The following is an 11,979-nucleotide window of genomic DNA, read 5'->3' as shown; positions in this document are numbered from 1 at the left end:
TCAAACATGACCGCAACGATGGCTTTGCCCGTTTTATCCAACGCAAGCAGCCTGGAACACTATATCCAGACTGTGAACAGCATTCCCATGCTGTCGCAAGAGGAAGAAACAGAGCTTGCCGAGCGTCTACAGCGGGACAGTGACTTAAGCGCAGCCCGCCAGTTGGTAATGTCCCACCTACGAGTGGTTGTGACGATCGCTCGTGGCTATGCTGGTTACGGCCTTCCGCAAGCCGACCTCATTCAAGAAGGTAATATTGGGCTGATGAAGGCAGTCAAGCGATTTGAACCCAACCGGGGGGTACGCTTGTTCTCCTTTGCAGTACATTGGATCAAAGCGGAGATCCATGAATTCATCCTGAAGAACTGGCGTTTGGTCAAAGTAGCTACCACCAAATCCCAGCGCAAATTATTCTTCAACCTGCGCAGCCTTAAATCCAGCTTCAATAGCCTTACTCATAAAGAAGCGAAGGACATTGCTGAACAGTTGGGAGTAAAGCCTGAAGAAGTGCTGGAAATGGAAATGCGCATGTCCGGCCAGGATGTTGCGCTGGAAGGCACACATGACGATGGTGAAGACACCTACGCTCCGATCGACTGGCTGGCTGACGAAGACAATGAGCCTAGCCGTAAGATTGAACGTTTGGCAATTGATCATATGCAGGGTGACGGCTTAGAGCTTGCATTATTGAGCCTAGATGAGCGTAGTCGCCGTATTGTCGAGGCACGCTGGTTGGCAGATGATGGTGAAGGGAAAACTTTGCATGATCTCGCCGCAGAGTTTGGCGTGTCCGCAGAGCGGATTCGCCAAATTGAAGTCAAAGCCTTACAAAAAATGAAGTCAGCCTTACAGGCATTGCCGAGTTATGCTTGAAGCAATGATTGGTGTAATAAGGCGGGGCAATACCCCGCCTTTGTTTTCTTCACGGATTGCACATGGCAAACACTCCGTTTAGAATCAGTCGACTAGAACAAATCATTGTTTTGACAAGTTTTTATATTTGCAAAACCACCTTGAAAAATTAGCCTGTCGGGCCAAAATAAAAATAAGTGGGCACGAATATATTGTGCTGGTACCCGACGGTGATTTTTTGTTTCGCATGCACGTAGCATAGTGTGGTAAGTTTATACACAGTCCGGTAGTACTTGCAGTCATGTCGACCCAGCTCAATGATGATTCCCTGCTTGCCCCAGAGAAAAGCAAGCTCAAGCCACCTGCGATGTATAAGGTGGTGCTTCTTAACGACGATTACACGCCGATGGAATTCGTCGTTTTGATCTTGCAGCAGTTTTTTCATATGGGACGTGAACAAGCAACAAGAGTGATGCTCAAAGTCCATACCGAAGGGCGTGGCATCTGCGGGATTTTTCCCAAAGATATTGCTGCGACCAAGGTAGATCAGGTGTTGGAGTGCGCACGCGAACATCAGCACCCGCTGCAGTGTGTAATGGAGGAAAACTGATCAATGATTGCCCAGGAACTTGAAGTTACATTACACATGGCTTTCATGGATGCGCGGCAAAAACGCCACGAATTCATTACGGTGGAGCATCTCCTTCTAGCCATGCTGGATAACCCAACGGCGGCGGAGGTGTTACGCGCTTGTGCTGTCAATATGGATGAACTTAAAAAGAGTCTGACTCAGTTCATCAACGAACACACACCGATCGTGTCTGGCAGTGAAGAAGTTGATACACAGCCAACACTCGGCTTCCAACGCGTCATTCAACGTGCCATCCTGCATGTTCAATCGTCTGGCAAGAAGGAAGTCAATGGGGCGAATGTCTTGGTCGCTATCTTCGGTGAAAAAGATTCTCATGCGGTGTTTTTCTTGCATCAGCAAGGTGTCACGCGGCTTGATGTAGTGAACTTCATTTCTCATGGCATCACGAAGGCAAATAGCAGCAAAGATCAAACTCCTTCTGCCAGCAGTGCAAAACAAGACAATGAACAGGAAGCTGAACAGGAAAGTGGAACATCTGGCGCGCTGGAAAACTATACCCAGAATCTGAATTCGCAGGCTTCAGCCGGCAAAATTGACCCCCTGATTGGCCGTGAGCTTGAAGTAGAGCGCGTTATCCAAGTGCTCTGTCGCCGCCGTAAGAACAATCCACTCTTGGTCGGCGAGGCTGGCGTTGGCAAAACAGCTATTGCAGAAGGCTTGGCCAAGCGAATTGTGGAAGGCGAAGTGCCGGAGGTATTATCCCGCTCGACAGTCTATGCCCTGGACATGGGAGCATTGTTAGCAGGTACTAAGTACCGTGGCGACTTTGAACAACGTCTAAAAGCCGTGATCAAGCAGCTGACAGCTGACCCACATGCGGTTCTGTTCATTGATGAAATTCATACTCTAGTTGGAGCAGGTGCTGCGTCCGGTGGAACACTGGACGCATCCAATCTACTGAAACCCGCATTATCCAACGGTACACTGCGGTGCATTGGCGCAACGACTTACAATGAGTTCCGTGGTGTCTTTGAGAAAGATCACGCACTTTCACGTCGCTTTCAGAAGATTGATGTGAACGAGCCAACAGTTGATCAAACCGTCGAAATTCTGAAAGGCTTGAAATCACGCTTTGAAGAACACCATGGTGTGAAGTACACCGCCTCGGCGTTGACAACGGCTGCAGAACTGTCTGCTCGATTTATCAATGATCGTCACCTACCCGACAAGGCTATTGATGTGATTGATGAAGCAGGAGCAGCACAACGTATTCTCCCTAAATCCAAGCAGAAGCGAACCATTGGCAAGACAGAAATCGAAGAAATCATTGCAAAGATTGCACGGATTCCTCCTAAAAATGTCTCGTCAGATGATCGGAATTCACTGAAAACGCTGGATCGTGATCTGAAGAACGTTGTATTTGGGCAAGATAAAGCTATTGACGCGCTGGCAGCGGCCATCAAGATGGCCCGATCAGGTTTAGGCAATCCACAAAAACCGATTGGCAATTTCCTATTCAGCGGTCCGACCGGTGTCGGAAAAACTGAAGTGGCTCGTCAACTGGCTTTCACGCTAGGTATTGAGCTGATCCGATTTGACATGTCTGAATATATGGAACGACATGCAGTCAGCCGATTAATTGGCGCCCCACCAGGATATGTTGGCTTTGAACAAGGTGGCTTGCTGACGGAGCAAATTACCAAGCATCCTTACTCGGTACTACTGCTGGATGAAATCGAAAAAGCCCATCCAGATATCTATAATGTGCTGTTACAAGTGATGGATCATGGCACGTTGACCGATAACAATGGCAGAAAAGCCGATTTCCGTAACGTCATTATTATCATGACCACCAATGCGGGGGCAGAATCACTTTCCAAGCCAACCATGGGCTTTACCAATCAGAAGCAGACTGGCGATGAAATGCAGGATATCAAACGTCTGTTCACACCGGAATTCCGTAATCGTTTGGATGCCATCATTCATTTCAACGGCTTGGATGAAGATGTAATCTTGCGAGTAGTTGATAAATTCTTATTGCAGTTGGAAGCACAATTGCATGAAAAGAAAGTCGAAATTCACTTCTCGGATCAAATGCGGAAATATCTTGCCAAACATGGTTTTGATCCATTGATGGGTGCTCGGCCAATGCAACGGTTGATTCAGGATACCATCCGCAAAGCCTTGGCTGATGAGCTACTGTTCGGCCGTCTGGCTAGCGGTGGAAGTGTCACGGTTGATATAGAGAATGATGTAGATGTAAAGTTGGATATTCAATCTACTGCTGACTCCGAGCCCGTGCCAACCAACCCTTAAGTAATTCCACAATGCAACTAACAAGCCACGTCGAATGTGGCTTGTTAGTTATCCACGCGGATGATGCACTAAATGCAGTTGCTTCAGCCGCTCTCTCGCCACATGTGTATAGATTTGCGTAGTAGAGATGTCGGCATGGCCAAGTAACATTTGTACAACTCGTAGATCCGCGCCATGATTCAATAGATGCGTTGCAAAGGCATGACGGATCGTATGGGGTGAAATCGCGCTGCTGTCAATACCAGCTGCCACAGCATAGCGCTTGACCAGCAACCAGAACATCTGTCGCGTCATCACTTCGCCTCGAATGGTCAAGAATAGTACAGACGATCCGCCCAGTGGCATCAGGGACATACGGGCATCCGACAAATAGCGCTGAATCCAAAACACTGCTTCTTCACCAAGCGGGACCAATCTTGGCTTCCCCCCCTTACCCACCGTTGCTACCGTTCCTTCACTTAGGGAGACATGTGCAAGCTGTAGCCCTACCAATTCCGACACTCGCAAACCAGTCGCATACATAACTTCCAGCATTGCTTTATCGCGCAAACCTAACGTATCCGTTACATCTGGTGCTTCAAGCAAACCATCCACCTGGCTTTCCGTCAACACTTTTGGCAAATGTCGTCGATTTGTTGGCGCTTCAAGTCGCAAAGTAGGGTCACGTGTCAACTTCCCATATATCATGCAATAGCGATAGAAACGTTTGGCACTAGAAACAAATCGGGCAACTGAGCTTGCCTTAGCTTGACGTTCACGATTCAAATAACCAAGGTATCGCTCAAGATCAACCTCGTTCGCCTCAATAAGCGAAACGACCTGTCGTGCCAGAAGCCAATTTTCAAATTGGCTCAGATCCCGCCGATAAGCTTGCAATGTATTTGACGATAGCCCCTCTTCCAGCAAGAGGCTATCGATAAACTCATCCAACAAAATCAGCCAACCCTTCATGCCAAAGTAACCATTGCTTAATAGTCAGCATGGTTCCGGCTGTTTGATGACTAAACCCACCGACACCATACTGAGCCACAATTCGGTGGCATGGAATAATCAGTGGAATTGGATTGGCACCACATGCTTGACCTACAGCTCTTGCAACACTACCAATCTTCGCGGCCAGCATAGCATAACTCTGAGTCTGGCCTGCAGGCACATCACCTATGGCATGCCATACTTGTTGTTGAAAAGCCGTCCCCGTCAGCTGTAGTGGTAAATCAAATACAAAGCTTGAATCCTCTAAATAGCACTGCAATTGTTGACAAACTCCCTCAGCTATTGCCGTACAGGGAGCAAGGATTGCAGTATCAAGTGGCAAAAAATCGATCCCTTTCAATACATGTTGATCAGTCTTAATGCCCAGCTTGGTCACTGGCATCTCAAGAATTGCCTGATATTCTTTTTGCATAGCACTTGAATTCAACCCATAGCTGTTCTGTTAGTCATACGGACTCAAATAGAAATTCCACTATTTACCCGGTAATCAAGTATTGATCAAGCGACGTACTTGATCTTGGCATTTTCGAAATAAGAGCATACTCACTCCGAGGTGTTTTCCAACGGCGCTAAATGGGCATTGGTCGCTTGCTTGAGCTTGTCCTTGGTTCGCACCTGAATGCGCAAGCGCAATGCATACTTAAGGTCGGCGCTCAAGCGTTCGTCCAGGTGTTCAGAGCTGTAACTGGGCAGGTAGAGCTTGGTGCTCAGCCAGCCACGCCTTGCCGGGCTTACTGTGATGTATCCGAAGGTTGTCCAGCATCAGGAATAGCTTCTTGCACGCGTCCTTGATCAAAGCCCGCAAGAATTCAATGAGTTTGTGGCGTGTCCCATCCACAGCAAAGACCACATAGCCTGCCCATGGGGTTGGCAGCCCCGCCCGCACACATCGGTGTTGACCACGGCAATCTCATCTCCCCCGTCAATTTTGGCGTCTTCGGTTTTGGCACGCTTGGCAATCTCAAGATACTGCTCATTGAGAGCCATTGCTCGACTTGCCTCGGGGCGTTGCTCATAGACTCGCTCGATGGGCTTCTGTGGCATGAAACCCCAGCGCTTGAGGTACTCACCCATAGTGCGAATCGGCAACGCCAAGTCGAATTCCTTCCTGACCAGCAATAACACCTCCATCTTCGTCCACAACGCAAACTCCAGCTTGAGTTGCTCAGGGCGGCTCTTGTAGATCAGGCACCGGATGTGTAACTCCTGATCGGCGCTCAGGCGCCACTGTTGCCCCAGCGAGGGTCTTGAGACAAACGGTGTTAGCAGACCGTGCTACGCACGGCTCCCTGCTCCACGCCTAGATAGCCGCCACTTCCTTGATGGGAATGCCGCACGGATAGCAGTCTCACGGCTTGTTTGCGCCTTTCGTGCTGTTCTTGCTGTTCTTGCTGTTCTTGCTGCTGCAGCTTACGTCCGTCTTCTTTACCCATTTGCATCAGATGAGGGCTGACACTAAAAATTAACCCTTAGTTGCTGGATGAATGGTAACGGTAACAACAGATAGCGGTCTTGGACTATCAAACTCAAAATCAATATTCTACAAATAAAAAACGCCGCTTTTTGCGGCGTTTTTTATTATACCAAGCAGAAGCAAAGCTTATGCCTTATCAGCCTTGCGAGTAGGCAGCTTTTCCTTAATTCGAGCAGACTTGCCTGAGCGTTCGCGCAAATAGTAAAGCTTAGCGCGGCGAACATCACCACGGCGCTTAACTTCGATAGAAGCCACAACCGGAGAATAGGTTTGGAATGTACGTTCGACACCTTCGCCAGAAGAAATCTTACGAACGATAAAGGAACTGTTCAAACCACGATTACGCTTGGCAATGACAACGCCTTCATAAGCCTGCAGACGCTCACGATTACCTTCCTTTACCTTCACCTGAACCACTACGGTATCACCAGGTGCAAATTCAGGAACTACCTTAGCCAAACGAGCAATTTCTTCTTGCTCAAGTTGTTGAATCAAATTCATATTTCATTACTCCGGTTATTGGAATCTTGTTCCTTCTGATACTCCACCAGAAGCCGAGATTCCTCTTTTGTAAACTGACGATTTACCAACAAATCCGCTCGTCGTAACCAAGTACGGCCAAGCGATTGCTTCAACCGCCAGCGATTGATTTGAGCATGGTTACCCGAAAGCAGTACATCCGGCACCCGCGCGCCCCGATAATCTTCAGGACGCGTGTAATGCGGGCAATCTAGCAGGCCATTCACAAAGGAATCCTGTTCTGCCGATGCATCTGTATTCAGGACACCGGGCAACTGGCGGACAATCGAATCGATCATAACCATCGCACCCAACTCACCACCGGACAAAACGTAATCGCCGATGGAAACTTCCATATCAACGTGTCGTTCAATGACGCGTTCATCGATTCCTTCATACCGGCCAGCCAACAAAACCAGACCGGGCTCACGACAAAGTGACATCACCAGCTGGTGATTCAACAGCTTGCCTTGCGGTGAGAGGTAGACTACTTTCGAGGCAGGTATACCAACAGCACGTTGACGCGCTTTAGCCGCACCCAACGCTAGCTCCAACGGTTCGGCAAGCATTACCATACCAGGGCCACCGCCATAGGGGCGATCATCTACTGTGCGGTAGCTGTCAGATGCAAAGTCTCGTGGATTCCAGCAATGCAAATCATATACACCACGCTCTAAGGCGCGACGTGAAATGCCATGTTGCGTGATCGCATCAAACATAGACGCAAACAATGTCACAACATCGAATTGCATTTAGTAATCCAATCCCCAATCGACTGTAATCTTACGATCAGTTGCATCGACAGATTGAACAACACTCTTTACAAAAGGCAACAAGCGCTCAGTTTCACCATTGCGCACGACGAGAATGTCATTGGCACCGGTTGCAAACAATTGGGCTACCTCACCCAATCGCTCGCCCTGGAGATTGATCACCTCCAATCCGATCAGATCGGACCAATAGTACTCACCCTCTTCAGTCTCCGGTAATTCACTACGCAATACCCCAATCTGGGCATTACGCAACGCAGCAGCAGCATTACGATCTGCAATACCTTCAAACTTTACAACAATGCTCTTTGCGTGCAGTTCAATCTCTTCAACCTTGTAGCATTGCCAGCCACCCGGCTTTCCCACACGCCATACCGCATAATCCATCAAACTATCAGGATTCTCGGTATCTGCATAAGCGTGAACCCATCCTCGCACACCAAACGGAGCACCAATTTGCCCCATTACCACGATGTCGTCAGGCTGCACAACCAAAATCAGGCTGCTGCTTTTGCAGATTTCTTGATCAGCTTGGCAACGGCGTCGCTTACTTGCGCACCGCGCTCTTGCCAGAACTGGACGCGATCCATGGCCAAACGACAACCTTCAGCGCCTTCTTTAGCAACAGGATTATAGAAGCCAACGCGCTCAATGAAACGACCGTCGCGACGATTACGGGAATCAGCAACCACTACATTGAAAAACGGGCGATTTTTAGCGCCACCACGAGCCAGACGAATAACGACCATTGCAGTACCTATCTCGAAAACAGGAAAAAGACAGAGATTGTATGTTATTGCTTTGAAATTTGACAAGAAATTTCTGGTATCAATGTTACATACCTGGGAACATACCCTTCATGCCGCGCATCAGCTTCGTCATACCACCTTTGCTAAACTGCTTCATGACTTTCTGAGTTTGCTCGAATTGATTCAACAGCTTATTGACTTCTTGCACCGTTACGCCGGCTCCCGCCGCAATCCGACGTTTACGAGATGCTTTGATCAGTTCTGGCTTTGCGCGCTCTTGTGGGGTCATTGAATTGATGATGCCCTCAATACGATTGATCAATTTGTCGTCAATCTGCCCTTGCGCAAGCTGGCTCATTTGGCCTGGCAATTTGTCCAACAATGAAGACATGCCACCCATCTTGCGCATTTGCTGGATTTGCGTCTTGAAATCCTCCAGGTCGAAACCTTTGCCGGATTTCATCTTCTTAACAAGCTTCTGCGCCTCTTCGTGATCCACAGTCCGCTGTGCGTCTTCGATGAGCGTCAGTACATCCCCCATTCCCAGAATACGCGAAGCCATCCGGTCAGGATAAAATGGCTCCAACCCGGTCAGTTTCTCGCCTACCCCTACAAATTTAATGGGCTTACCCGTGATATTCCGTACTGACAACGCAGCACCGCCACGCGCATCACCATCCAATTTTGTCAGAACCACCCCAGTCAGTGGCAATGTTGCGTTGAATGCCTGCGCAACGTTAACTGCGTCTTGCCCTTGCATTGCATCAACAACAAACAAGGTTTCAATTGGATTTAAGGATGCATGAAGTATTTTGATTTCCGCCATCATCTGCTCATCAATAGCAAGACGACCAGCTGTATCAACAATCAAAACGTCGTGAAAATGGCGCTTCGCATAATCCAGAGCAGCCAAAGCAATCGCCTCTGGCTTTTGAGTCACATCAGATGGGAACCATTCAACATCCAATTGCTGTGCAAGTGTTTTCAACTGGTCAATCGCTGCAGGACGATAAACATCACATGACACCAGCAAGACTTTTTTCTTCTGCTTTTCTTTCAATAGCTTGGCTAGCTTACCTGAGGTCGTTGTCTTGCCTGAACCTTGTAAGCCCGCCATTAGGACAATCGCCGGTGGAACTGCCGCCAAGTTGAGTGCATCATTTTGCGCCCCCATCAACTTGACCAACTCTTCATACACCACGCCAATCAACGCTTGTCCCGGCGTCAGGCTACCTATGACGTCCTTACCCAATGCACGTACTTTTACATCGCTAATGAAAGCTTTGACAACGGGTAAGGCAACATCAGCCTCCAACAAGGCCATTCGCACCTCTCGTAGGGCATCCTGGATATTGGATTCAGTTAGCCGGGCGTGCCCTCGTAATGTCTTGACGACCCCGGATAGGCGGTTGGAAAGATTATCAAACATGCTGCATTCCTTTGGATCCCGGCTATCTGCGGCCTGCCCGCACTATCCGAGATGATGTAGACTAATGTCGAAACCTTAGATTCTACATGAGTTAACGTGCGTACTCTGCCCCTATTAAGTATTGCTGCCTATTGCAGCCTCGCTTGGTATTTTTGGCGAACCAATCGTACCGAACGTAAATTGCCACTGGCGGCAGTACAAAGCATGTTATTGATTGCGCTGTCTTTACATGGCTGGACGCTAGTGGATGCGATCTGGCATAGCAACGTGATAGGCCTTGGGGTCGGAACCGCACTTTCTATTACATTGTTCCTATCGGTCTCCATCTTTTGGCTAGGCATGTTCTTCTATCCGCTAGCCAGCATACAGCCTGCATTGTTGGCCACTGCAGCTGGCGCCGTGATTACCGGAATTTGGATGCCTCCTCTACATAGTTTCCATGGCACTGAGTTATTGGCATTCCGCGCTCATGTCCTATCTGCCATGTTGGCTTATGGCTTACTTACCAACGCAGCCATCATTGCCTTGCTAATGAATGTGGTTGACAAACGCCTACATCACCACGCATTCGCAAACCATGGTCCAGCACTTCCGCCACTTCTGAGTTTGGAATCACTCCTGTTCAAAGTGTTGTTAAGCGGGTTCGTTGTACTGACCTTCACCCTACTGAGCGGGATGTTGTTTTCGGAGGAAATTTTTCATCAACCGTTTCGACTAAACCACAAAAATCTATTTACTGTCGTCGCATGGCTTGTGTTCGCGGCTCTGTTAACGGGTAGGTCTATCCTAGGGTGGCGAGGGCGAATTGCAGTACGCTGGACTTTATCTGGTTTCGGTTTGCTTCTTCTTGCCTATATTGGTAGCAAGTTTGTATTGGAAGTCGTTTTGCAACGTTGATATCTCATCACCTTCAATTTTTCCAAACCGCGCCCACTGAGTGGAAACCATACCGCTTAGCTTTCTTTTTATTGCACTAGCATGTTGTCTGATTACGTCCGCTTTTTTTTCCGCAGCGGAAGTAGCCATGCTGGCAGCCAATCGACATCGCCTGAACTTGGCTGCAAAAAGAGGCAGCCATGGAGCAAAATTGGCATTGTCCTTAATCTCGCAAACAGAAGATCTGCTTGGCGTCATTTTGCTAGGCAGTAATCTACTCAATGCCACCTCTGCGGGCTTGGCAACCGTCATCTCTTTTCAGCTGGCCGACAATGATAAATTGGCGCTTGCCATTTCCACAGTCTTGGTCACCATTGCAATCCTGATTTTTAGCGAAGCCACACCAAAGATTCTGGCAGCAAAACATGCCAATCAAACAGCCGTCATGTTCAGCCTGCCACTCAAAATAATCCTCATCTTACTTAGCCCTGCGGTCTGGATGGTGAATCAAACAGTCAGAGCAATTTTGCGCCTGCTTCGGGTAACGCTACCGGCTGACGAAGAAGACACCATGACCTCAGATGAATTCAGAATGCTAGCCTTAGACTCTGCAAGATTTGTGAGCAAGAAACATCACAGCATATTGATGAATCTGTTCGAACTACAGCAAGTAACCGTAGATGACATCATGATCCCTCGCCGCAACATTGAGGCATTGAATCTCAGCATGGCGCCAGAGCAGCTCGCTCATCAGATTGCCACTTGCCACCACACTCGCATGCCAGTCTACGAAGGGGTATCAGATGACATCATCGGAATCGTGCATGTTAGAACCGTGCTTCACCAAGCCATGCACGGCATTGAAGCTGACATGCTCCGAAACATCATGCGCGAACCCTATTTCGTGCCAACTGGTACACAGCTCTTCACCCAATTGCAGCAATTTCAGGAGTGCAAGCAACGACTTGGCCTGATCGTGGATGAGTATGGTGAACTACTTGGCCTGATCACATTAGAAGATATTCTGGAGCAGATGATAGGTGAGTTCACCACAATCCCTCCCAATATTGACACCACTTTTGACCGCCATGATGGAACAGGGATTATTGTTGATGGCAGCGCATTACTTCGGGACCTGAACCGCAAACTGGAAACCCATTTCCCACTTACAGGCCCGAACACATTGAACGGATTGATCGTTGAGTATTTTCGGGCCATTCCAGAAGCTGGGACTTGCCTTGCATTAGGCGGGCAACGGTTGGAAATCCTACAAACACAGGGACGCACAGTCAAAACTGTCAAAATTTACTTTCCTTATAAAGCCTCCTAGACTGAAGCGAGCGAATACAACTTTCTTTGCTCACAAGAAGCCTGCTGATTCCGCAAAGAAAAGTCATTCAAACCGCATC

Annotated in this window: 12 protein-coding genes and 1 pseudogene; 5 read left to right on the top strand and 8 right to left on the bottom strand. The window is 48.5% G+C overall.

The genetic code is table 11. The features are described from left to right. Nucleotides 1–6: 6 nt before the first annotated feature. From rpoH to clpA, 3 genes are all read left to right on the top strand, one after another. Entirely contained in the window at nt 7–873 is an 867-nt protein-coding gene (gene rpoH / locus FFS57_RS10740) for an RNA polymerase sigma factor RpoH (protein ID WP_137937788.1), read from the top strand. Between the two features lie 280 nt (nt 874–1,153). Continuing rightward, entirely contained in the window at nt 1,154–1,462 is a 309-nt protein-coding gene (clpS, locus tag FFS57_RS10735) for an ATP-dependent Clp protease adapter ClpS (protein ID WP_137937787.1), read from the top strand. A 3-nt stretch (nt 1,463–1,465) separates the two neighbouring features. After that, nucleotides 1,466–3,760: an ATP-dependent Clp protease ATP-binding subunit ClpA gene (clpA, locus tag FFS57_RS10730; protein ID WP_137937786.1), complete on the top strand. Its 2,295-nt coding sequence runs from the start codon at nt 1,466–1,468 to the stop codon at nt 3,758–3,760. A gap of 48 nt (nt 3,761–3,808) precedes the next feature. Here the strand turns inward: clpA and xerD are convergent, their stop codons facing one another. The 8 genes and pseudogenes from xerD to ffh all read right to left on the bottom strand — a co-directional run bounded on the left by xerD (nt 3,809) and on the right by ffh (nt 9,694). Next, the gene (xerD, locus tag FFS57_RS10725) at nt 3,809–4,711 is read right to left on the bottom strand and encodes a site-specific tyrosine recombinase XerD (protein WP_137937785.1); all 903 of its coding nucleotides are present in this window, start codon (nt 4,709–4,711) and stop codon (nt 3,809–3,811) included. Beyond that, nucleotides 4,683–5,165 carry a methylated-DNA--[protein]-cysteine S-methyltransferase gene (locus FFS57_RS10720; protein ID WP_137937784.1) on the bottom strand — a complete coding sequence of 161 codons (483 nt, stop codon included), beginning with the start codon at nt 5,163–5,165 and terminating at the stop codon, nt 4,683–4,685. The genes xerD and FFS57_RS10720 overlap by 29 nt, the downstream gene beginning before the upstream one ends. Before the next feature lie 131 nt (nt 5,166–5,296). Further along, nucleotides 5,297–6,186: pseudogene (locus tag FFS57_RS10715) on the bottom strand (winged helix-turn-helix domain-containing protein). A 167-nt stretch (nt 6,187–6,353) separates the two neighbouring features. Further along, nucleotides 6,354–6,728: a 50S ribosomal protein L19 gene (rplS, locus tag FFS57_RS10710; protein WP_137937783.1), complete on the bottom strand. Its 375-nt coding sequence runs from the start codon at nt 6,726–6,728 to the stop codon at nt 6,354–6,356. Continuing rightward, nucleotides 6,725–7,498, bottom strand: coding sequence for a tRNA (guanosine(37)-N1)-methyltransferase TrmD (gene trmD, locus FFS57_RS10705; protein ID WP_137937782.1), 774 nt, complete (start codon nt 7,496–7,498; stop codon nt 6,725–6,727). The genes rplS and trmD overlap by 4 nt, the downstream gene beginning before the upstream one ends. Next, nucleotides 7,499–8,005 (bottom strand): ribosome maturation factor RimM, encoded by a 507-nt coding sequence (gene rimM, locus FFS57_RS10700; RefSeq protein ID WP_137937829.1) that lies wholly within the window; start codon nt 8,003–8,005, stop codon nt 7,499–7,501. 8 nt (nt 8,006–8,013) lie between these two features. Then, nucleotides 8,014–8,265 (bottom strand): 30S ribosomal protein S16, encoded by a 252-nt coding sequence (gene rpsP, locus FFS57_RS10695; protein WP_137937828.1) that lies wholly within the window; start codon nt 8,263–8,265, stop codon nt 8,014–8,016. A gap of 85 nt (nt 8,266–8,350) precedes the next feature. Continuing rightward, nucleotides 8,351–9,694, bottom strand: a complete 1,344-nt coding sequence (ffh, locus tag FFS57_RS10690; RefSeq protein WP_137937781.1) for a signal recognition particle protein — start codon at nt 9,692–9,694, stop codon at nt 8,351–8,353. Between the two features lie 96 nt (nt 9,695–9,790). On the opposite strand from ffh, the gene FFS57_RS10685 reads away from it, so the two are divergent. Both FFS57_RS10685 and FFS57_RS10680 read left to right on the top strand, forming a co-directional pair. Then, nucleotides 9,791–10,591, top strand: coding sequence for a cytochrome C assembly family protein (locus FFS57_RS10685; RefSeq protein ID WP_137937780.1), 801 nt, complete (start codon nt 9,791–9,793; stop codon nt 10,589–10,591). A 40-nt stretch (nt 10,592–10,631) separates the two neighbouring features. Beyond that, the gene (locus tag FFS57_RS10680) at nt 10,632–11,900 is read left to right on the top strand and encodes an HlyC/CorC family transporter (protein ID WP_137937779.1); all 1,269 of its coding nucleotides are present in this window, start codon (nt 10,632–10,634) and stop codon (nt 11,898–11,900) included. The last annotated feature ends 79 nt before the right edge of the window (nt 11,901–11,979 follow it).

The sequence above is a fragment of the Chitinivorax sp. B genome (genome assembly GCF_005503445.1).
Lineage (GTDB): Bacteria > Pseudomonadota > Gammaproteobacteria > Burkholderiales > SCOH01 > Chitinivorax.
The sequence above is the reverse complement of the archived record's forward strand: the minus strand, read 5'-3'. Positions and strand labels throughout refer to the sequence as shown.

Coding starts and splice junctions, on each gene's coding strand:
- ffh (WP_137937781.1), bottom strand. CDS start 9,694: ATGTTTGATAATCTTTCCAACCGCCTATCCGGGGTCGTCAAGACATTA.
- rpoH (WP_137937788.1), top strand. CDS start 7: ATGACCGCAACGATGGCTTTGCCCGTTTTATCCAACGCAAGCAGCCTG.
- clpA (WP_137937786.1), top strand. CDS start 1,466: ATGATTGCCCAGGAACTTGAAGTTACATTACACATGGCTTTCATGGAT.
- rplS (WP_137937783.1), bottom strand. CDS start 6,728: ATGAATTTGATTCAACAACTTGAGCAAGAAGAAATTGCTCGTTTGGCT.
- trmD (WP_137937782.1), bottom strand. CDS start 7,498: ATGCAATTCGATGTTGTGACATTGTTTGCGTCTATGTTTGATGCGATC.
- xerD (WP_137937785.1), bottom strand. CDS start 4,711: ATGAAGGGTTGGCTGATTTTGTTGGATGAGTTTATCGATAGCCTCTTG.
- FFS57_RS10720 (WP_137937784.1), bottom strand. CDS start 5,165: ATGCAAAAAGAATATCAGGCAATTCTTGAGATGCCAGTGACCAAGCTG.
- rpsP (WP_137937828.1), bottom strand. CDS start 8,265: ATGGTCGTTATTCGTCTGGCTCGTGGTGGCGCTAAAAATCGCCCGTTT.
- clpS (WP_137937787.1), top strand. CDS start 1,154: ATGTCGACCCAGCTCAATGATGATTCCCTGCTTGCCCCAGAGAAAAGC.